General features: G+C 65.6%; 17 protein-coding genes and 1 tRNA gene. 14 read left to right on the plus strand and 4 right to left on the minus strand.

Annotated features, from left to right (window positions below):
- The first annotated feature begins 25 nt into the window (after positions 1 to 25).
- A complete protein-coding gene (locus tag QP996_RS03780) occupies positions 26 to 784 on the plus strand; it encodes an SDR family NAD(P)-dependent oxidoreductase (RefSeq protein ID WP_284871316.1) in 759 nt (252 codons plus the stop codon).
- Here QP996_RS03780 and QP996_RS03785 read toward each other — a convergent pair.
- Positions 785 to 861 (minus strand) — tRNA-Leu (locus QP996_RS03785). It abuts the gene before it with no gap.
- Positions 862 to 1,021: 160 nt separating this feature from the next.
- On the opposite strand from QP996_RS03785, the gene QP996_RS03790 reads away from it, so the two are divergent.
- Together QP996_RS03790 and QP996_RS03795 are read left to right on the plus strand one after the other, a co-directional pair.
- Entirely contained in the window at positions 1,022 to 2,347 is a 1,326-nt protein-coding gene (locus tag QP996_RS03790) for an esterase-like activity of phytase family protein (RefSeq protein ID WP_284871317.1), read from the plus strand.
- A gap of 43 nt (positions 2,348 to 2,390) precedes the next feature.
- Entirely contained in the window at positions 2,391 to 3,044 is a 654-nt protein-coding gene (locus QP996_RS03795) for a CPBP family intramembrane glutamic endopeptidase (RefSeq protein WP_284871318.1), read from the plus strand.
- Between the two features lie 174 nt (positions 3,045 to 3,218).
- On the opposite strand, the gene mfd is transcribed toward QP996_RS03795, so the two are convergent.
- Positions 3,219 to 6,863, minus strand: coding sequence for a transcription-repair coupling factor (mfd, locus tag QP996_RS03800; protein WP_284871319.1), 3,645 nt, complete (start codon positions 6,861 to 6,863; stop codon positions 3,219 to 3,221).
- Between the two features lie 5 nt (positions 6,864 to 6,868).
- On the minus strand, positions 6,869 to 7,522 hold the full coding sequence (locus QP996_RS03805) for a TetR/AcrR family transcriptional regulator (protein WP_284871320.1): 654 nt from the start codon (positions 7,520 to 7,522) through the stop codon (positions 6,869 to 6,871).
- Positions 7,523 to 7,690: 168 nt separating this feature from the next.
- On the opposite strand from QP996_RS03805, the gene QP996_RS03810 reads away from it, so the two are divergent.
- Positions 7,691 to 8,329 (plus strand): DUF3558 family protein, encoded by a 639-nt coding sequence (locus QP996_RS03810; protein ID WP_284871321.1) that lies wholly within the window; start codon positions 7,691 to 7,693, stop codon positions 8,327 to 8,329.
- A 218-nt stretch (positions 8,330 to 8,547) separates the two neighbouring features.
- On the plus strand, positions 8,548 to 10,308 hold the full coding sequence (locus QP996_RS03815) for a hypothetical protein (RefSeq protein ID WP_284871322.1): 1,761 nt from the start codon (positions 8,548 to 8,550) through the stop codon (positions 10,306 to 10,308).
- Between the two features lie 6 nt (positions 10,309 to 10,314).
- On the opposite strand, the gene QP996_RS03820 is transcribed toward QP996_RS03815, so the two are convergent.
- Positions 10,315 to 11,805, minus strand: a complete 1,491-nt coding sequence (locus tag QP996_RS03820; RefSeq protein ID WP_284871323.1) for a multicopper oxidase family protein — start codon at positions 11,803 to 11,805, stop codon at positions 10,315 to 10,317.
- A gap of 56 nt (positions 11,806 to 11,861) precedes the next feature.
- On the opposite strand from QP996_RS03820, the gene QP996_RS03825 reads away from it, so the two are divergent.
- From QP996_RS03825 to pth, 9 genes are all read left to right on the plus strand, one after another.
- Complete coding sequence (locus QP996_RS03825) at positions 11,862 to 13,088, plus strand: MFS transporter (RefSeq protein ID WP_284871324.1); 1,227 nt, start codon at positions 11,862 to 11,864, stop codon at positions 13,086 to 13,088.
- Between the two features lie 60 nt (positions 13,089 to 13,148).
- Complete coding sequence (gene glmU, locus QP996_RS03830; RefSeq protein WP_284871325.1) at positions 13,149 to 14,591, plus strand: bifunctional UDP-N-acetylglucosamine diphosphorylase/glucosamine-1-phosphate N-acetyltransferase GlmU; 1,443 nt, start codon at positions 13,149 to 13,151, stop codon at positions 14,589 to 14,591.
- Between the two features lie 4 nt (positions 14,592 to 14,595).
- On the plus strand, positions 14,596 to 15,573 hold the full coding sequence (locus tag QP996_RS03835; RefSeq protein WP_284871326.1) for a ribose-phosphate diphosphokinase: 978 nt from the start codon (positions 14,596 to 14,598) through the stop codon (positions 15,571 to 15,573).
- 79 nt (positions 15,574 to 15,652) lie between these two features.
- Positions 15,653 to 16,099, plus strand: a complete 447-nt coding sequence (locus QP996_RS03840; RefSeq protein WP_284871327.1) for a hotdog fold thioesterase — start codon at positions 15,653 to 15,655, stop codon at positions 16,097 to 16,099.
- 66 nt (positions 16,100 to 16,165) lie between these two features.
- The gene (locus QP996_RS03845) at positions 16,166 to 17,452 is read left to right on the plus strand and encodes an amino acid permease (protein ID WP_284871328.1); all 1,287 of its coding nucleotides are present in this window, start codon (positions 16,166 to 16,168) and stop codon (positions 17,450 to 17,452) included.
- Entirely contained in the window at positions 17,449 to 18,465 is a 1,017-nt protein-coding gene (gene hisC, locus QP996_RS03850) for a histidinol-phosphate transaminase (protein ID WP_284871329.1), read from the plus strand. Before QP996_RS03845 ends, hisC begins: the two co-directional genes overlap by 4 nt.
- Positions 18,455 to 19,789, plus strand: a complete 1,335-nt coding sequence (locus QP996_RS03855; protein WP_284871330.1) for an MFS transporter — start codon at positions 18,455 to 18,457, stop codon at positions 19,787 to 19,789. Before hisC ends, QP996_RS03855 begins: the two co-directional genes overlap by 11 nt.
- Positions 19,790 to 19,922: 133 nt before the next feature.
- The gene (locus tag QP996_RS03860) at positions 19,923 to 20,573 is read left to right on the plus strand and encodes a 50S ribosomal protein L25/general stress protein Ctc (protein WP_284871331.1); all 651 of its coding nucleotides are present in this window, start codon (positions 19,923 to 19,925) and stop codon (positions 20,571 to 20,573) included.
- 75 nt (positions 20,574 to 20,648) lie between these two features.
- Complete coding sequence (pth, locus tag QP996_RS03865) at positions 20,649 to 21,206, plus strand: aminoacyl-tRNA hydrolase (protein WP_284871332.1); 558 nt, start codon at positions 20,649 to 20,651, stop codon at positions 21,204 to 21,206.
- Positions 21,207 to 21,208: the final 2 nt, after the last annotated feature.

The following is a 21,208-nucleotide window of genomic DNA, read 5'->3' on the forward strand; positions in this document are numbered from 1 at the left end:
TCCCATGGAAGGTCAAGGAGCAGTCATGAGCAAGTTTGACAACAAGGTTGCGCTGGTCACCGGCGGTGCCTCCGGAATCGGCGAGGCCATCGCTAAGCGTCTCGCCAGTGAGGGCGCGAAGGTTGTGGTCGCCGACATCAACGAAGACGCCGCCAAGGACGTCGCCGCCGCGATCGAAGCGGACGGCGGTGCCGCGGCCGCGTTCCGGCAAGATGTGACCAGCAAGGAAGACAACGAAGCGGCCGTGCAGTTCGCCGTGGACACGTTCGGCGCGCTGCACCTCGCAGTGAACAACGCGGGCGTAGGCGATCGCACCCCGCTGGCAGACAAGGATCTGGCCGATTGGGACAAGGTCATCGCCATCAACCTGTCCGGCGTGGCCTACGGCTGCCACTACCAGCTCAAACAGTTCCTCGCGCAGGGCAACACGGAACAGTGCGCGATTGTGAACATGGCCTCCATCCACGGCTCCGTGGGCCGCGAAGGTGGCATCGAGGCCTACACCGCCGCGAAGCACGGCGTGGTGGGGCTGACCAAGGCGCTGGCCGCGGACTACGCCGCCACCGGCATCCGGGTCAACAGTGTGGGGCCTGGCTACATAGACACGCCGCTGATTCAGCGGGCGCAGGGCGAGGCCCGCCAGGTGCTCGTCGATAAGCATCCTGCTGGCCGTCTGGGTAAGCCGGAAGAGATCGCGGCGGTGGTGAGCTTCTTGCTTTCCGACGACGCATCGTTTGTCAACGGCTCGTACCACCTCGCCGACGGCGGCTACACCGCCGTGTAGTGGTGCCCCCAGTCGGGCTCGAACCGACACTGGGCGGATTTTAAGTCCGCTGCCTCTGCCAATTGGGCTATAGGGGCGACGGGGAAACATCGTACTTCCCCGCCGCCCGCAAACCGCAATCCGCCAGCTCATTTTCACCGAGCAGAGCCGGCCGCGTGGCCTTACACTCGCTGTGCGACATCTCAGCATCTTCTGAGTTTCGTGTCCACCCGCAAGCGATTAAAAAGGCTACAGCCCATGAATATTCATCTCCCCTCCCCGCTCGATCAGATCTTTAAAAACCTCAACCTCGAGCAGATCATCGCTGCAGTCGCAGGCGCATTCGTCGTCGGCGGCCTTGTCGGCGGCGCGATCGGCGCTGCCGCCGGCGGAAGCTCCGAGGGCACCGGGTCCAGCAACCAGGCTACTGCCCCGACCCAGACGGCACCTGATGCGGAAGGCCCCGTCCTTGACGGCCGCGCGAAGCTCTCGGCGCTCTACCAGGCGCCCGGCCCGGACTCCGGCAAGGACGCCTTCGACGGCAACGGGCAGACCCACCCGTTCAAGGGCCAGGTCATCCCGGGCTTTTCCGGCATCATCGAGAAGGGTGAGGGCGAGTTCTTCGCGCTGCCGGACAATGGCTTCGGCTCGAAGCAGAACTCCTCGGACTTCCTGCTGCGCATCTACACGGTGAAGCCGAACTGGGAGACCGCGGTTACCGCGAAGGACCCGAAGGACACCGGCGGCATCGAAGTGCTGGACTACGTCTCGCTGAAGGACCCGAACAACAAGATTTCCTGGGACATCGTCAACAACGACACCGAGGACCGCCTGCTTACCGGCGCGGACTTCGACCCTGAGTCCTTCGTGCAGGCCGCGGACGGCACCTTCTGGGTCGGCGAAGAGTTCGGCCCCTACATCCTCCACGTGGACAAGGACGGCACACTTCTCGACGCCCCGTACGCCTACCCGGACGTCAAGAGCCCGTCCAACCCGACGTTGGGTTCCGAAGAAGAGCCAAACCTCCGCAACTCCAAGGGCTTCGAGGCCATGGCCACCGACGGCCGCTACCTCTACCCGATCTTCGAGGGCTACCTCGACGATGCCACCGACAAGCGCGTGCGCGTGATCTCCCAGTTCGACACCGAAACCGGAAAGTACACCGGCAAGACCTGGGATTACCTCGCAGAAGATGACGACGCGCTGATTGGCGACGCATTTTTGACCAAGGACGGGCGCCTGCTCATGCTCGAACGCGACGATTTCCTCGGCTCGGAGGCCCAGCTGAAGAAGGTCTTCGAGGTAAAAGACTTCGCGGACGCGAAAGCTGGCTCCACGCTGCAGAAGGACCTGATGGCGGACCTGCTCAACATTGCCAACCCGGGCAAGATCGGCATGGTTTCCGACGCCCGCGCCTACGGCGTCGGCGACCCGTTCCAATTCGCGCTGCTCAGTGTCGAGACCATCATCCAGCTGGAAGACGGCCGCTACCTCACCGCGTTGGACAACAACTTCCCCGGCGACGACGGCCGCTACCGCGGCAAGCCGGACGACACCGAGATGATCACTTTCTCCGTGAAGTAGCCACCGAAGATGCTTGGTCTGCGGGCCGGTAACCTTGGCTTCCGTGTTTGCGGAAGTTGACGGACAAAGACCCCACGTGACCAGGCAATGGTTGTTTTTGGTGCCGTGCGCGCTCGGCGCACTCGGTCTCTTTCTCGCGCGTCGCGCCGGCGACGGCACCCCCGGCTTCTACTGGGCCACCGCGTTTACGGCGGTGGTCTACGCATTGGCTTGGTGGCTGTGGGGTGACCGCGAGGCGTTCGCGGGGCCCCGCAAGCTTCTCGACGTCCTCCGGGGCACCCTCATCGGCGCCTCCCTCGCAGTAGTGTTCGTCCTCGGCGCGCTGGTGGTGCAGCACATCCCGCTGCTCGCCGGCCCGGCCGCGGAGCTGCTGCAGACCCCGAACAAGGGCGGGTACTTCCTGACGCTGCTGGTGCTCGTGGTCAACGGTGCCGGCGAGGAGATGGTCTTCCGCGACGTGGTGCCGCGCCAGTTGCGGGGCATGGGCCAGTCGGTGGTGCAGGCCGGCGTGTGGTCCACGCTGGCGTACTGCCTGGTCACCTGCGTAATGGGCGTGCCGCTGCTTGTGTTCGCCGCCGGCGCGCTGGGGGCGGTGACCTACTACGAGTCCGTGAAGACCGGCAGGCTCTACTCCCCCATCGCGGCGCACCTGACGTGGAGCATCGGCATGCTGCTGATCCTGCCGCAGTTCTTCTAGGTAGCCAGGTCCCCTCCGCTCCCCGCCCCCTCGCCTCGCACCTTCGCGGATCCAGCTAGTAGGACCTCGATAATCGCCGAAAAATCGCGATTAGCTGGGTCCTGATAGCTGGATCCAGCGCAAAGAGGCTGTGGGGCTGGGGCCCTGGGCCGCCCGGCGCCGCCCCCGGTCCGCCTACTCGCTGACGGAGAACACCTTCTTCTTCGGCGCCTTGTCTGCGGCCGCAGAATCCGCCGCATCTCCCGCGACGGAGATCTTCGGGGCGTCGAGCATCTCCGTCATGAAGTCCGCAACCCACTGCAAAAGCTCCAGGTCGCGCAGGTTCGGCGCGTTCAGCGCGCGCTTCGCGCCGCCTTCGCGCGGCATCGGCACCTGCAGCGCCTTCGCCGCGGCACGGAAGTTCGCGCCCGGGTACAGGCGCTTCAGGCGCACCTGCTTGGAGTCCGGAAGCTCCACCGGGTGCAGCTTGATGCGGCTGCCCTGGGTGAGGATGTCGGAAACCCCCACCTCGCGGGCCTGGTTACGCAGCCGCGCCACGGCCATGAGGTGCTCGACCTCCGTTGGCAGGGCGCCGAAGCGGTCGATCATGTCGTCGGCGGCGGCTGTAAGGGCGGCGTCGTCGCGCGCTTCCGCGAGCTTGCGGTAGACCTCCAGGCGCAGCCGCTCGGAGTTGATGTAGGTCTCCGGGATGTGCGCGTCCACGGGCAGGTCCACGCGGATTTCCTTGGGGCCCTTGTCGGTGGCGTCGACAGGCTCGCCGCTCATGAGCCCCTTGAAGGTCTCCACGGCCTCGCTGACCAAGCGCACGTACATATCAAAGCCCACCCCGGCGATGTGGCCGGACTGCTCGGCGCCCAGCACGTTGCCGGCGCCGCGCATCTCCAGATCCTTTTGCGCCACGGCGATGCCGGAACCTAAGTCGTTGTTCTGGGCGATAGTGGCCAGGCGGTCGTAGGAGGTCTCCGTGAGCGTTTTGTCCTTCGGGTACAAAAAGTACGCGTAGGCGCGCTCGCGGGAGCGCCCCACGCGCCCGCGCAGCTGGTGCAGCTGAGAAAGGCCCATGTTCTGGGCGTTTTCCACAATCAGGGTGTTGGCGTTGGCGATGTCCAGGCCGGTCTCCACGATGGTGGTGCAAACCATGACGTCGTAGTCGCGGTTCCAAAAACCCTGGACGGTCTGCTCGAGCACTTGCTCGCTCATCTGGCCGTGGGCGACCACGATGCGCGCCTCTGGCACCAGCTCGCGCAGCTGGCGGGCGGTCTTTTCAATGTCGGAGACTTTGTTGTGGATGTAGAAGACCTGGCCGTCGCGCAGCAGTTCGCGGCGGATCGCGGCGGCGACCTGCTTGTCCTCCTGCGGGCCGACGTAGGTCAGCACCGGGTGGCGGTCCTCCGGCGCGGTGGTAATCGAGGTCATCTCGCGGATGCCGGTCAGCGACATCTCGAGCGTGCGCGGGATCGGCGTCGCGGTCATGGTGAGCACGTCCACGTGGGACTTGAGCGCCTTGATGTGCTCCTTGTGCTCCACGCCGAAGCGCTGCTCCTCGTCCACGATGATCAGGCCGAGGTTCTTCCACTGCACGCCCGTTTGCAGCAGGCGGTGGGTGCCGATGACGACGTCCACCGAGCCGTCCGCAAGCCCGGAGATGATTTTCTTCGAATCGGCGGCGGTGGTAAAACGCGACAGTTCGCGCACGGTCACGCCGAAGCCGTCCATGCGCTGGCTGAACGTGGAGAAGTGCTGCTGGGCCAGAAGCGTTGTGGGCACGAGCACGGCGACCTGCTTGCCGTCTTGGACCGCCTTGAACGCGGCGCGCACGGCGACCTCGGTCTTGCCGAAGCCCACGTCGCCCACGATGACGCGGTCCATTGGCGTGGGCTTTTCCATGTCCGACTTCACGGCCTCGATCGCGGTGAGCTGGTCTTCGGTCTCCACGAACGGGAAGGCGTCTTCCATCTCGTGCTGCCACGGGGTGTCCGGCGCGAACGCATGGCCCGGCGCGGCCTGGCGCTTGGCGTAGAGCTCCACCAGCTCACCAGCGATCTCGCGGACCGCGGCGCGCGCCTTGCGCTTCGTCGACTTCCAGTCGGAGCCGCCCATTTTGCTTAGCGACGGCTTCTCGCCCCCGGTGTACTTACTCAGCAGGTCTAACGACTCCATTGGCACCCACAGCTGGTCGCCGGGCTGTCCGCGCTTGGCAGGCTGGTACTCCAACACGATGTATTCACGGCGCGAGTCCTCGTCGCCGGCCTTGACGGTGCGTTCGGCCATCTTCACAAACTTGCCGATGCCGTGAGTGTCATGCACCACGAAGTCACCCGGCTGCAGCGCGAGCGGGTCGACGCGGTTGCGGCGGCGCGGGGCGCGTCGTTTAGCACCTGCAATATCGCCGACGCGGTTGCCGGTGACGTCCGTTTCGGTGACCACGACCAGGTTCGGCCCGCCGAAGACCAGGCCAGCGTGCGACAGCGCCTGGTACAGAGTCACCGCACCCTCGACAGGTTCGAGTCCTGGTGTGGCCACGCGCGCGGACACGCCGTGCTCGCGCAGGCGCTCCGCCATGCGGTCGATCGTGCCCTTCGCAGGCGCGACGAACGCGACCTTGCCGTGGTTTTGCCCGATGTGCAGCTTGAGCGTGGCGTAGAACTGCTCGATCGCCTTCGGGTCGCCCTTCGGCGCGGGCGCGGCCTCGAACTCCAGCGGCAGCGTCTCCGCGTCGTCGGCGGCGAACATGCCGGGAGGCGCAAACGTCCACCAGGCGTTGCCGGCCTTGGACGCGGAGACCTCCAGCGACTCGTAGGAGCGGTACGACGAGGCGGAGACGTCGAGCCCCTCCACCACCACAGGCCCCTCGGCGCCCATGGCGGCGGCCTCCCAGCCGGCCTCGAGGAACTCGCGGTCCGTCGCCTCCAAATCGGCGATGCGGGTGCGCACCTTCTCCGGGTTGGTCACCAGCACCACGGAGCCGGCGGGCATTAGCTCCGGCAGCACCGAGTACTGCTTGTCCGTCAGCGCCGGGATAAGCGCCTCCATGCCGTCCGCCGGCTGCTTCTCCGAAATGCGGGCAAGCAGCGACGACAGGGTCGGGTTCGAGGGGAACTTTCGCGCGAGTTCGTCGGCTTTGGCGGCCACGGTGTCGTCGATAAGCAATTGCCTCGCGGGGTGCAGCTCGACCGAGCGCACCTCCTCAATGGTGCGCTGGTCCGCGACCGCGAAGGAACGGATGTCGGTGACTTCATCGCCCCAGAACTCGATACGCACCGGGTTTTGCGCGGTGGTCGGGAACACATCGATGATGCCGCCGCGGGTGGCGAACTCGCCGCGCGAGGCCACCATATCCACATGGTTGTACGCGAAGTGCACCAGCTTCGCTGTCAACGCCTCGAAGTCGTGCTCCTCATCCACCGCGACGCTGATAGGCTCCGCCGGCGGCAGCACCGGCTGGCACACCGCGCGCGCCGCAGCGACGATCACGCGCGGCATGTCCCACAGCACCTTCGAGCGGCGCCCCACAATGTCCGGTGCCGGCGAAAGACGCTCGTGCGGCAGCGTCTCATACGCCGGGAACTGCGCGACCTTCTCCTCACCCAAAATGGCCTTGAGCTCCGCGGCGAGGTCCTCCGCCTCGTGGCCCGTTGCCGTGACAAGCAGCACCGGCGTCTCGCGCGCAATCGCACCCGCCGCCCAGGAACGCACCTGGTCAATGCCCGTGACGTGCAACGAATCCTCGCCCACGTGGGTGACCAAGCCCTTCAACTTCGGGTCCGTCAGCGCCGCGGTGAGCAAACCGCCCAGCACGGGCGGGGTGGTTTCAGTCATGTGTCTTACGCATCCTTCTCTGCGGTTTCACCGCTTGTCTCGTCGCTCGCCTTGCCGCTTCCGTACACGCGCGGCTGCGCTTCCATCCCCCGCAAGCCGTTCCAGCACAGGTTGGAAATGTGGGCCGCCACGGTGTGCTTGTCGGGCGTGCGTTCGTCCAGCCACCACAGCGCCGAATTGGAGACGGTGCCGACAAGCGCCTGACCGTACAGCCCCGCCATCGACTCGTCGAGCCCGCGGTGCTTAAACGCCTCTCCCAGCAGGTAACTCACCTCGGCGGTGACGCGATTGAGGATCGTCGAGTACGTCCGCCCCTCCCCCGGCAGCTGCCCGTGCGCGAGGATGACAAACCCGTCCGTTTCCTCCTCCACGTAAGTAAGCAGCGCCAGCACGCCGCGCTCAATGCGGTCGCGCCACGGGCCGGCCTGAATATTCGACGTAATCGTGCGCTCCAGCCGAGCCATCTCCAGCCGGACAACCTCCTGGTAGAGGCCCTCCTTGCTGCCGAAATGCTCGTACACCACAGGCTTGGACACCCCGGCGCGCGCCGCGATCTCCTCCATGGAAATGCCATCGAGCCCGCGCTCAGCGAATGCTCGCCGCCCCACACCGATCAGTTGATCTCTGCGCTGGGGTGCTGTCATTCGCCTACGAGCCATGCGACCTAGCTTAGAGCGTCGTAGTGTTAACCCCGTCTTTGGCAGTTGGCGGGTCTGGTCTACAATCAGCGGTGCTATTCCCCATGGTGTAATCGGCAACACTACGGTTTTTGGTACCGTCATTCTAGGTTCGAGTCCTGGTGGGGAAGCTTTTTATTGGAGGGGTACATGAAACGCCACATCGCTTGGCTCATGGCATGCGGGGTACTTGCGGGGTGCGCTTCGGAGCCTTTGCCTATCGACGCCCCTCCGGCCCCCACCGCCAACGCGAACAACGAGCACAGCGCCGAAGCCGCCGGTGGTTCTGCTAGCGGAACTGCCGATGCTCCCGCCGCTTTCCATTTCAAGAGCGGCACCCTCGAAATCGGCGACTTCGACCCCTACACCCTCGGCGACAACATCTTCGACCCCTGCACCGAAATCTCGCCCGAAGAATTCGCCGCCGCGGGCTTCGACAACGTCGAGCCGATCCCCGAGGAGTACGCGGGGCTGACGCGTGGTTTGAGTGCGTGCGAAGTTTGGGAGGATGGAAAATTCCAGGTTGGTTTCATGAACAACAACGCGAGCCGCAGAAGCATCGAAGAAATCGGAAACCTCTTGGGACATAAATCTGACCGACTGCCGATGCTTTACACCCATGGCTCGCGAAGCGGGGCGGGCCCCGATTGTTTTGCACAAGTAGATACCCAACGCGGAGGCATAATCGCAGCTGTTCCAGGTTTCGAAGGATACGACTCTCAGGACGATACCTGCGTTAAAGCAATCGCAGCCCTTGAAGCCTTAGCTGAAGTATCATCTGCTTTGTAGTTTGCTCATTTCAGTGGACAAACTCTTCCCCACCCTCATTTCCCGATCTAGCCTCCAAAGTGTTAGGTCTACGAAAGGGTGGGTAAATGAAAATCGAACTTGATACCGCGGGAGTCGAGAGTGGAATTAATTTACTCAGAACGACTGCTGAGCGTCTCCAAGCAAATCGCTGGACTGGGAATGCGACTTCCCTCTCCGGGTTCTCCGACGCGGGAGGTTTGGACGAGGCGGGCGAGCGGCTCAGCCCGATCGGTGACGAGCGGGCTCCGGAGGCCAACCAAGCCATCGCCCTGTATCTGAAGCACACCGCGGACAACCTGTGGCTGGCGTTGACCAACACGAAACAGACGGATGAGTCGTTCTCCGGAATGATGGGGTCCCTGCTCGCGCCGCTCGGCGGCCCAGCTGCTGCACTAACGCCGATGTACGCCCAGGGCTTCCAACAGCTCAAGGCTGCGGACCCGAAAACCAACACGTTCGACAACGCGGCCGTGTCTTCCGCGTCGGAGTCGTCGCTGCTCGGCGCGGAAATGAACCTAAACCTCACGAATACGTCTTTGGCGTACTCGGCATCGGACTTTTGGACTTCCAACGCTCAGCTCATCGCGGACGCCATGGATGAGCTCAACGGTGTCCACCACGCGCTGAGCTCGTCGGCGGACACGATCTGGATCCAAGAGGCGATGAAGAAGGTCACCCAGATCCAGAATGCGGGTTTGGAATACGTCGCTAACTCGCGTTCGCTCGCCAATCACACGGAGGCGCTTGGCATGGCGGCTGACTCAGAGAGTATGTACGCTTCCGCAGCCGCTGCCGCCTACAACGCGGCGGAGGATCCGAAGATTAAGGCGCAGATCGAATCGGATTACCTCAGCTCGTATTCCACTCGCGTCACTTCCGGGCTCCAGCCGGCAATTCCAGCGTTTAACCGCCTGCTGCCTGAGGCGGGCAAGCTTCCGTCGACGCCGTACGCCAGCACCGATGTGCCCGCCCCGGCCACAACGTCATACACGCCGACTGAGCTGCCGCCCGGGCTGCGTGACGTGCTGACCAGCCGCGGCTACGGCGACCTCGCGCACGCGAAGTCGCCGGCGGAGGTCATCCAGCAATACGGCCGCCCCACCCCGGAAACCTTCGAGCGCATCGCTGCAGGGGCGGCTCCCACCCAGTCCGCCTCTGCGGTACTCGCCCCACCTGCCCCTTCAGCAGCAGGCAGCCTAGCGACGAGCACTCCCGCGTCCCCCGCCAATCCGCTCACCCCCTCCATCGGCGGAATCAGCGGCACGCACCAGGCCAACGCCGGCGCCGGCACCGGCACCGCCGGTCTCGGTCTCGCACCGGGCAACGCCGTCGCGGGAGGCCGCGGCGCAGCTTCTGGTCAAAACACCAGCGCAGGGCTTGCCAACAGCGCCCGCCTGGGCGCAGGCGGTACCGGCACCGGTGTCGGTGGCGGCTTCGCCAACGGCCGTGGTCTCGGCGCTGGTGCGAGCGGTCTCGGTGCCGGCGCTAGCGCGAACGGCGTCCCCGGAAGCCAGCGCGGCGGTGCGGCGCTCGGAACCGGCATCAGTGCCGGAACAGGTGCTGGAGCTGGATCAAACGCCGGCGCTGGAGCCGGAACAGGTCAGGGTGCGAACGGCATGCGCTCAGGTATCGGCGGCACGAGCACTGGCGGCGCCATTGGCGCTGGCACTGGCGGAGCCGGTGGATACGGGGGCTCCGGCGCGCACGGCGCGGGGTCTGCTTACGCCGCCGCTGGGGCGCACGGTGCGGGCAGCCAACACGGCCAGGGCGCGCGCGGCGGCGCCTTCGCTGCGGGCCCCATGGCTGCTGGCGCCAACCGGGGCCGTGGACGCGACAAGTCGGGGTCGAAGGTCCGTACCGTGACTAGCGCAGTGGAGCGCGACGGCAACCTCAAAGCGCTGCTCGGCGACGCTCCCCTGCTCCTGCCAGCAGTCATCGGCCACAACGTGCGCGGCTGATCCCGCCTAGTGCCCACCGTGCCCGGCGGGCAGATCCAAGTCCGCCTCCTGGCCAGGCTCCACGATGACGAACTGGCCCATCATGCCCTGGTCCTCGTGGTTGAGCATGTGGCAGTGGTACATGTACGCCAGACTCGGGTCTGGGTAGTAGCCCATCTGCACAAGCAGGCTCACCGTAGCCAGCGGCGGGACGGTGATGGTGTCGTGCCAGCCGGTGGTGAACTCTAGCTCGCCGTTTTCCACGCCGATAACTGCAAAACGCGCGTCGTGGATGTGGAAATTGTGGGCCATGTCCTCGTTCTCGTTGGTCACGTGCCAAATCTCCGGGTCCCTGTGGTCCACGGTGAAGTCCACGCGCGTCATGTCCATGGTCTTGCCGTTGATCTCCACACCGTTGAGGCGGAACTCGCGCTCCACCTCGACCGATTCCACGTCAGGCACCTCGAACGGCACCAGGAAATCCGCAAGTTCGGGTACCTCGGGGGCGTCGTCGGCAGGCGCGGCGATTTCGAGCAAGTCGAACTTGTCGGTGAAGCCGAACATCTCCGCGGTCTCCCGGTCAGGCATGCCGCCCAGGTCCGGAAGGCCGTCGCTGCGTAGCTTCAGGTCCTTGCCCGGCTCGAGATCCACCACGATCTCCACGCGTTCGCCAGCGCTGAGCAGCACGCCGTCGACCTCAACCGGGGCGTCCAGGAAGCCCTGGTCCGTGGCCACCACGTGGAACGGTTTGCCGAAGGACAGGTGGTGGAAACGCATCGTCGCACCGTTGAGCACGCGCAGGCGCACACGCCGCGTGGTCGCCTCGAAGCGCGGCTTGGTCATGCCGTTGACCATCACGGTGGAGCCGACCCAGCCGTTGTCCTCGTCCAGCTGGCCGTCTTCGGTGAAGTTGGCGTCGGTGATGATCACGGGGATGTCGTCTACCCCGTACTCATTGGGGAGGCCGGGGAAGGCGGAATCGTCGTCGTCAAGCACGATGCCCCCGGCCAGTCCGCGGTAGGCGTGTACGGCGGACTTTTCGTGCGGGTGCGGGTGGTACCAGCAGGTTGCCGCCGGCTGGTCCACGGTCCATGACGGCGACCAGGACTCGCCCGGGTCGAACATGAGCGCCGGCCCACCGTCGGCGGCGGCCGGCAGGTGCAGGCCGTGCCAGTGCACAACCGTCGGCTCCGGCAGCTCGTTGTGCACCGTCATGTCGATCTGCTCGCCGCGACGCATGTACAGCGTCGGCCCCTGGTACGGGCCGTTGAAGCCCCAGGTCCTAGTCATCGTGCCGGGCACGATCTCGAACTCGCCTTCCTGCGCGGTCAGTTCAAAACGGCGCACGTTGCCGTCAAGCTCGCCCTCGTACAGCGGCGGGATGCGAAGCGGGCGCGCCTTTTCGTCCGCACCCAGCGGTTTTGTCTGCGAGGACGTCGAGCACGCCGTACCCGTGGCCGCCGCGGCCAGCGCCGCCGTCGCAAGTAGTGTGCCCCTGAAAAATGTGCGTCTACTCATTGCCATGTGCGCCTCCCGGTTCGCTGATACTCTCTTTCGACCCTACTATCCGCTGTATGTCTAACGATCAACGCGAGGAACGCAACGCACGCCGGTTCGTCTGGTCAAACGGCCTGCAAAACATTGGCGACCAGCTCGTCGCGCCGAAGACGGTGCTGCCGTGGCTCTTCGGCTCCGCGGGCGTGCCGGCGGTGCTGACCTCGTTTCTCGTGCCCATCCGCGAATCCGGCTCGATGCTGCCGCAGGCGTTTTTGAGCCCGTGGGTGACCTCGAGGCGCTCCCGCAAGCGCGTGTGGCTCATCGGTTCGTGGGGGCAAGCCGCCGCCGCGGGCCTTATCGCGTTGAGTGCATTGCTTCTCGACGGCGCTCCGCTCGGCGCCGTCATCCTGCTCTTGCTCGCCGCCCATGCGCTGTTCCGTTCCCTGTGCTCGCTGGCCGGCAAAGATGTGCAGGGCCGGACGATCTCCAAGGGTCGCCGTGGCGACATCACCGGCCGCGCGACTGCCCTGGCCGGCGGGTTCACACTTGCGATCGGCCTGATTCTCACGTTTTTGCCCAACAACCTGCCGCAGTGGGCGATCGCCGCGCTACTCGCCGTGGGCGCGTCAATGTGGGCGCTGGCGTCGCTGGTCTTTGGAGGTATCGACGAACCAGAGGCTGAACCGGAGTCCAAAGACGGCCAAAGCATGAAGGACATGTGGGCGCTAGTCAAGGGCGACCGCGACCTGCAGAAGTTTCTCGTGGTGCGCTCGCTGATGCTGGTCACCGCGCTGTCCACCCCGTTCATTGTGGTCATGGCCGGCAACGAGGGCGCGGACCTGACCGGCCTTGGCGCGTTCATCATCGCTTCCGGCGGCGCGTCGCTTCTGGGAGGCAGGGTGTCGGGCAGGTTGTCCGACAGGTCGTCGAAAAGCACGATGGCCTGGGCCGCGGGTGTGGCCTCGACCGTGATCGTCGCCCTTGTTCTCAGCGCCCGCTTCGCGCCTGCCGGGGTGAACGCCTGGGTCATGCCCCTGGGCTTCTTCCTGGTCAACCTCGCCCACACCGCAGTGCGCGTGAGCCGCAAGACCTACCTGGTGGACATGGCCGACGGCGACAAGCGCACCATGATCACCGGCGCCTCCAACACCGTCATGGGCGTGGTGCTGCTGGTTGTCGGCGCGGTGTCGTCCGCGATCGCGGTGCTCGGGCCCCAGGCCGCGCTGATCTTCCTGGCTGTTGTCGGCTACGCCGGCGTGGTCGGCGCGCGGAACCTGAAAGAAGTCTCGGCGACCGCTGCCTAGGCGTTATGCTGGTTGCCGACAAAAACCCGCTACACATCCCATAAAACAAGGAGCATTCGAGTGCCTACCCACTTCGAACGTGCCGTTGTCGTGCTTGCGGCCGGCGCCGGAACCCGCATGAAGTCCGACCGGCAGAAGACGCTGCACGAAATCGGCGGGCGCAGCCTGCTGTCCCACTCCCTGCACGCGGCCGCCGGTGTACACCCGAACCATCTCGTCGCGGTTGTCGGCCACCAGCGCGACCAGGTCGCCCCGGCCGTGGAGCAGATCGCCGAGCAGATGCACGTGGAAATCCGCCAGGCTATCCAGGAGGAGCAAAACGGCACCGGCCACGCCGTGCAGGTGGGCCTGTCCGCCATCCCGGACTTCGACGGCACCGTGGTGGTCACCAACGGCGACGTGCCGCTGCTGACTCCGGAGACCCTGCAGGCGCTCGTGGAGAAGCATGAGTCCGAGCACGCCGCGGTGACCGTGCTCTCGCTCGAGTTCGACAACCCCACCGGCTACGGCCGCATCATCCGCGGCGAGGCCGGGGACGTACTCGAGATCGTGGAGGAAAAGGACGCCACCGAGGAGCAGCGCAAGGTCCGCGAGGTCAACTCCGGCGTGTTCGCCTTCGACGGCAAGGTGCTGCGCGATGCGCTCACGCGCGTCACCCCGGACAACGCCCAGGGCGAGTTCTACATCACCGATGTGCTGGGCATCGCGCGTGGCGACGGCCTCCGGGTCACCGCCTTCACCGCCCCCGACTCCCGCGAGCTGGCCGGCGTGAACGACCGGGTGCAGCTGGCGGAGGCTGGCAAGGAGCTCAATCGCAGGCTCGTCGAGAAGGCGATGCGAGGCGGTGCGACCGTGATCGACCCGGACACCACCTGGATCGGCGTCGAGGTAGAGATCGGCCGCGACGTGGTCATCCACCCGAACACCCAGCTGTGGGGTTCCACCGTCATCGGCGACGGCGCGGAAATCGGCCCTGACACCACCCTGACCGACATGGAGGTTGGCGCCCGCGCCACCGTCGTGCGCACCCAGGGCGAACTCGGTGTGATCGGCGAGGAAGCCACCGTCGGCCCGTTCACCTACATCCGCCCCGGCACCGAACTCGGCGCCCGCGGCAAGCTCGGCGGCTTCGTCGAATCCAAGAACGCCAAGATCGGCGAGGGCTCCAAGGTGCCGCACCTGACCTACATCGGCGACGCCACCGTGGGCAAGCACTCCAACATCGGCGCAAGCTCCGTGTTCGCCAACTACGACGGCGTAAACAAGCACCACACCACCATCGGCGACTACTGCCGCACCGGCTCCGACACCATGTTCGTCGCGCCGGTGAACATCGGTGATGGCGCCTACACCGGCGCGGGTACAGTGGTCACCGAAGACGTGCCCGCTGGCGCGCTCGCCATCAAGGAAGGCCGCCAGCGCAACATCGAAGGCTGGGTGGAAGACCGCCGCCCGGGCACTGAAGCGGCTGAAGCAGCAAAAAACGCGAAGCGAGAGGGTTAATTACATGACTGGTTACTCCACCGAAAGCCACAAAGACCTCAAGGTATTCACCGGACGCGCCCACCCGGCCCTCGCAGAAGCCGTGGCCAAGGAGCTCGGCATCGAGCTGGTGCCCACCACCGCGCGCGACTTCGCCAACGGCGAGATCTTCATCCGCTTCGAAGAGTCCGTCCGCGGCGCGGATTGCTTTGTCATGCAGTCCCACGCCCAGCCGCTGAACAAGTGGCTGATGGAACAGCTGATCATGATCGACGCGCTCAAGCGCGGCTCCGCCAAGCGCATCACCGCGATCCTGCCGTTCTACCCCTACGCCCGCCAGGACAAGAAGCACCGCGGCCGCGAGCCGATCTCCGCTCGCCTCATCGCGGACCTGCTCACCGCCGCCGGCGCGGACCGCATCGTCTCCGTGGACCTGCACACCGACCAGATCCAGGGCTTCTTCGATGGCCCGGTGGACCACATGCACGCCCAGCCGATCCTGGTGGACTACATCAAGTCCAATTACCCGCTGGACAACCTCGTGGTGGTCTCCCCCGACGCCGGCCGCGTGAAGTCGGCCGAGAAGTGGGCCAACATGCTCGGCGACGCCCCCATGGCGTTCGTGCACAAGACCCGCGACATCGACGCCGCGAACAAGGTCGTGTCCAACCGCGTCGTCGGCGACGTCGACGGCAAGGACTGCATCCTCATGGACGACATGATCGATACCGGCGGCACCATCGCTGGCGCCGTCGGCGTGCTCAAGGAGGCCGGCGCAAAGTCCGTGGTCATCGCCTGCACCCACGGCGTGTTCTCCGACCCGGCGCGCGAGCGCCTCAGCGACTGTGGCGCAGAGGAAGTCATCACCACCGACACCCTGCCGCAGGACACCAAAGGCTGGAGCAACCTCACGGTGCTGTCGATCGCGCCGCTGCTGGCCAAGACGATCCACGAGATCTTCGAAAACGGCTCCGTGACCACCCTCTTCGAGGGCCAGGCGTAACCGCCACGGTTCGGCGGACAGATTCAGCCGGGGCAGCACTTGCGCTGCCCCGGCTTCACGCATACGGGAAGGAAAAAGGATGTACGAGCGCTACGCCCCGTCGGTGGAGTTCACCCCCGACCTCGAGCACGCGAAGTCCATGTTCGACAACGACGCCACCTTGGAGTACCTCGGCGCGACCATCACACGCCTCGAGCCCGGCTTGGCCGAGGGCGAGTTCACGGTGGAGGCGCGCCACGCCAACGGGTTCGGCGTCTGCCAAGGTGGCGTGCTGTTCACGTTCGCCGACGCGCTGTTCGGTGGCGCGTGCAACTCGCGGCGCACCGACCCGACCGTCAGCGCGCAATCCGAGATGATCTACCTCGCGCCCGCGAAGATCGGCCGCACTATCCGCGGGGTTGCCCGCGAGCGCCACACCTGGGGCAGGAACGGGCTTTCCGACGTCACGCTGTACGACGGCGACACCGCCATCGCCGAGTTCCGCGGCATGTCCCGCACCACCACACGACCACCGACAGGAAACTAAACCGTGAGCCAGAACCAAAGCCTGCAAGAACAGGGGCTGAACAGGAGCGTCAAAAGTAGGCAATTGATGATGATTGCCTTTGGTTCGTCGATAGGCACGGGCCTGTTTTTGGGCTCCGCCGGATCGATCCAGTACGCCGGGCCAGCGGTACTGATCTCCTTCGCGTTCGTCGGCGCGATCGTGTACTTCCTCATGCGAATGCTCGGCGAAATGGCGGTCGAGCACCCCGTCTCCGGGTCGTTTGCGGCCTACTCGCGCGCGTTCATTGGACCGGTAGCCGGTTTCATCACCGGCTGGAACTGGTGGTTCACCACCGTCGTGGTGGGCATGCTGGAGCTGACCGCCATGGGCACGTTTTTGGACTACTGGTTCCCGGGGCTGCCCCACTGGATCACCGCGCTGGTCACGCTGGTGCTGGTGGTCGTGCTGAACCTGTTCAACGTGCGGGTGTTCGCCGCGACCGAGTACTGGCTGTCGCTGATCAAGGTCGCCGCACTCGTGCTCATGATCGTGCTGGGATTCGCGCTCGTGTTTGGCCTCGGCCCCGACGATCCGATTGGGTTTTCCAACATCACCGAACACGGCGGGTTCATGCCCAACGGCATCTCCGGCGTGCTGTTCGCGCTGGTCGCGGTGACGTTCACGTTCGGCGGCATCATGTCCATCGGCACCGCCGCCGGCGAGGCGGACAACCCGAAGACCGCGATCCCGCGCGCGGTGAACTCGGTGGTGTGGCGCATTCTGGTGTTTTACCTCGGCGGCATCGGCACTATTTTGCTGCTCGCGCCGTGGAACGAGCAGGAAACAAACGAGAGTCCGTTTATCCGCGTGCTCACCGGCGTCGGCTTCGGCCCGGCGGCCACGGCGCTTAACGTGGTGATCGTGGTGGCCGTGTTCTCGGTGCTCAACACTATGACGTACTCGGGCGCGCGCATGCTGCGCGACCTCGCCAGAAACGGCCAGGCGCCACGCGCATTCGCCGCCACCAGCGAGAAAGGGCTGCCCACCAGGGCCCTGCTTTTCGACGCCGCGCTGATGGGCACCGTCGTCATCCTGAACTTCTTCTTCGAAGGCAAAATCTTCGCGGTGCTGCTGGCGATTATCGTCGGCACCGAGCTGATCACCTGGGCGGGCATCTGCATCTCCCACCTGAACTTCCGCAAGACATCCAAGAGCGCGACGTTTGCGTCGCCCTTTTATCCAGCAGCGAACTGGATTTGCATCGCGTTTTTCGTCCTCGTGCTCGTGCTGATGGGTATTCTTCCGGAATACCGGATGGGCCTAGCCACGCTGACCGGCTGGATCATCGTGCTGGGCCTGATCTCACTGACCACGCAGAGGAGCCGCGCATGATCCGTCCAGACCTCGACGCCATTCCCCCGTACGTTCCCGGCGTGCGCGACGAGCGCGCCATCAAACTGTCCTCCAACGAGTGCGCGGAGGGCCCGTTGCCGCCGGTGCTCGACGCCATGCGCAAGGCGCTCGGCGAAATCAACCGCTACCCGGACATCGGCGCGCTGCAGCTGCGCACAGTACTCGGCGAGCACCTCGGGGTGGCACCGGAGCAGGTCGCACTCGGCGCCGGTTCTTCCGCCCTGTGCCAGCAGCTGGTGTCCATTGCGGCCCAGCCCGGCGACGAAGTGGTCTTCCCCTGGCGCAGCTTCGAGGCCTACCCGATCTTCGTCCAGGTTGTCGGTGCCACCCCGGTACGCGTGCCGCTGGGCAGCGACGACAGGCTGGACATGCCGGCGCTGGCCGCCGCGGTGACCGACCGCACCAAGCTCATTTTCATCTGCAACCCGAACAACCCGACCGGCACCACAATCACTAGCGCCGAGTTCACCGCGTTCATGGACGAGGTGCCGGCGGACGTGCTCGTCGTGCTCGACGAGGCCTACTTCGAGTACAACCACGCCGCCGACACGCCTGTCGCCACCGAGGCGATCACCCGCTACCCCAACGTGGTGGGGCTTCGCACCTTCTCCAAGGCGTACGGGCTCGCCGGCGCGCGCATCGGCTACGCGTTCGGCCCACGCCCGATCATCGAGGCGCTGAATAAAGTCTCCATCCCCTTTTCCGTCAGCGCGGTGGCGCAGGAGGCGGCACTCGCCTCCCTCGAGGCGCAGGAGGCGCTGCGCGCGCGTATCGACGGCACCGTGGCCGAGCGGAGCCGTGTCGTCGAGAAGCTTGGGCTCGCAGAAAGCCAGGCGAACTTTGTGTGGCTGCCCGGCGTAGGCAAAGAGTTGGCCGACCGGCTGGCAGCGGAAGGGGTGCTGGTGCGCGCCTTTCCCGAAGGCATCCGCGTGACAGTGACCAACGCGGAAGAAACCGACGCGCTCTTGGAGGCTTTCAGCCGTGCGCAGTGAGCGACGCCGCGTCATAGCGGCCACGACCATCGGCACCGCCATCGAGTGGTACGACTACTTCCTCTACGCCGCCGTCGCCGGCCTGGTGTTCAACCAGGTCATGTTCGGCCCTCTCGGGCCCGCCGCGGCGACGATCGCCAGCTTCCTCACCGTCGGCCTGTCATTTCTGTTCCGACCTTTGGGGGCGGTGCTGGCGGGCCACTTCGGCGACCGGCTTGGCCGCCGGGGGGTGCTCATGGTCACGCTGTTCACCATGGGCACCGCCACAGCGCTGATCGGGCTTTTGCCCACGTACGAAACCGCCGGCTGGTTCGCGCCGGCTGCCCTGGTGTTCCTGCGCATTCTGCAGGGCACCTCTGCAGGAGGTGAGTGGGGCTCGGCGGTGCTGCTGGCCGTGGAGCACGCGCCGACGGACAAGCGCGGCCTCTACGGCGCAGGGCCTCAGGTGGGCGTGCCGGCGGGGCTTTTGCTGTCCTCCGGTGTGCTGGCGCTGATGACCATGATCGCCCCGGGTGAGGCGTTTTTGCAGTGGGGCTGGCGCGTGCCCTTCCTACTTTCCATCGGCCTGACGGTGCTGGGCTGGTGGATCCGCACCGGCGTGGAGGAATCGCCTGTGGTGGAGGAAATGCGTGAGGTCGGCGCGCGCAACCCGGTCGGCTCGCTGTTTCAGCGTCACGCCGGGCTCGTCCTCGCCGCAGCGCTAATCTTCGCCGCCAACGGCGCCGTGGGCTACATGACCACCGGCGGCTACATCCAGAATTACGTCACCGACCCGGCCGGGCTCGCGCTCGAGCGCGGCGATATCCTGTGGGCGGTCACCGCCTCCGCCGCCACCTGGCTGTGCACCACCGCATTCGCCGGCTGGGTCTCCGACATCATCGGCCGCCGCCGCACCCTCGCAATCGGTTTCGTCGTGCAGGCGGCCGGCGTGTTGGCGTTGTTCCCGCTGGTGAACACCGGGTCGCTGGCAAAGATCACCGCGGCGCTGATCTTCCTCACCGTCGGTCTCGGCCTGACCTACGGCGAGATCGGCGCGTTCTACGCCGAGCTCTTCCCCGCCTCCATCCGCGCCTCCGGCGCCTCCATCTCCTACGCCCTCGGCGCGATCTTGGGCGGCGCGTTCGCCCCCACCATCGCCGCGGCCCTGCGCGAGGCGACGGGCGGCACCACCGCGATCACCGTGTACTTGATGGCGGCGACGGTCACGGGTCTCGTCGTCACGCTGCTGATGCGAGAGCGCCGAGGCATCCCACTTGGACACGAGTTTGAGGAAGCCCAGGCGAGCGGGCATTTTGTGTGGCAAAAACCTCCTGCTACCCTGTAGCAGTCTCGGCGAGGGCCTACCAAGGCCGTTATCGACGCGATTTTGAGATCCTTTTGCGATCACTCGACGAGCACATATCCGTTTAGTGGTCGCAGGCAAGGCCTGTGGCCCTTCACACACGAAGGAGTACAACATGGCTATTACCCCCACCGTTATCAAGGGTGAGCGTCGCGAGGAGTTCGGCAAGGGCTCCGCACGCCGTCTGCGCCGCGACGGCAAGATCCCGGGCGTCCTGTACGAAAAGGGCATCGAGAACATCCACTTCGCGGTCGACCGCATCGAGATGACCGCGATCGTGCGTAACGACGGCGCCAACGCCATCGTCGAGCTCGAGCTCGACGGCGAGAAACTGCTGGCCATGGTCAAGCACATCGACCAGAACGTGCTCACCCTCGACATCGACCACATCGACCTGTTCGGCATTAAGCGCGGCGAGAAGGTCACCGTCGAGGTCCCGGTTGTCATGGAGGGCGAGGCAGCTCCGGGCGCAGTTGTGCTGCAGGAGACCGACTACGTCGAGATCGAGATCGACGCGCTGTCCATCCCGGACGAGCTCACCGTGTCCATCGAGGGCAAGGAGATCGGCGACACCCTCTACGCTTCCGACGTCAAGCTGCCGGAGGGCGCAGAGCTCATCTCCGACGCAGAGACCCTCATCGTCAACGTCACCTTCGAGCAGGTTGACGAGGAGCTCGAGGCCGAGGCCGAGTCCGCCGAGGAAGGCGGCGCCGAGGCTGGCGCCGAGTCCGAGGCTCCGGCTGAGGAGAAGGGCGACGAGGAGTAAATCCTCCCCTGTCCGCACATAGCGAAGCCCGCCCCTGCTGGGGCGGGCTTTCTGCTTTTCGGGTGGGTTACCCTTATGTCCGTGACTATCTTGATCGTCGGCCTTGGCAACCCCGGCCCGCAGTACGCCGCCACGCGGCACAACGCGGGCGTGTTCGTCGTGGAGGAGCTGCTCGGCCGCGCCACGCCCATGCCGGCGCAGCTCGCGGTGCATAAGCGCACCAACACGGAGATCGCCGAGCTTGCGAAGGGGCGCTTGCTTGACGACGACCGTGCGGTCATCGCCCGCACCCGGTCTTTCATGAACGTCTCCGGCGGCCCCGTCAAAGCGCTCATGGATTATTTCAGCGTGAAGCCGGAGGACCTCTACGTGGTGCACGACGAGCTGGACTTGGAACTCGGCGAGGTGAAACTGCGCCTCGGCGGCGGCGACCACGGGCACAACGGGCTGAAGTCCATCACGAAGTCGTTGGGCGGCAAGGCCTACAACAAGGTGGCGGTGGGTATCGGCCGCCCGCCCGGGAGGATGGCGCCAGCGGACTACGTGCTCAAACCATTCAGCACGAAAGAGCAGGTGGATCTGGCTATCGCGTCCGCGGACGCGGCGGATGAGATCCTTCGCGCGATAGGCTAGCG

Origin of the sequence: Corynebacterium sp. MSK008 (assembly GCF_030232585.1) — a bacterium.
Classification (GTDB): Bacteria; Actinomycetota; Actinomycetes; order Mycobacteriales; family Mycobacteriaceae; genus Corynebacterium.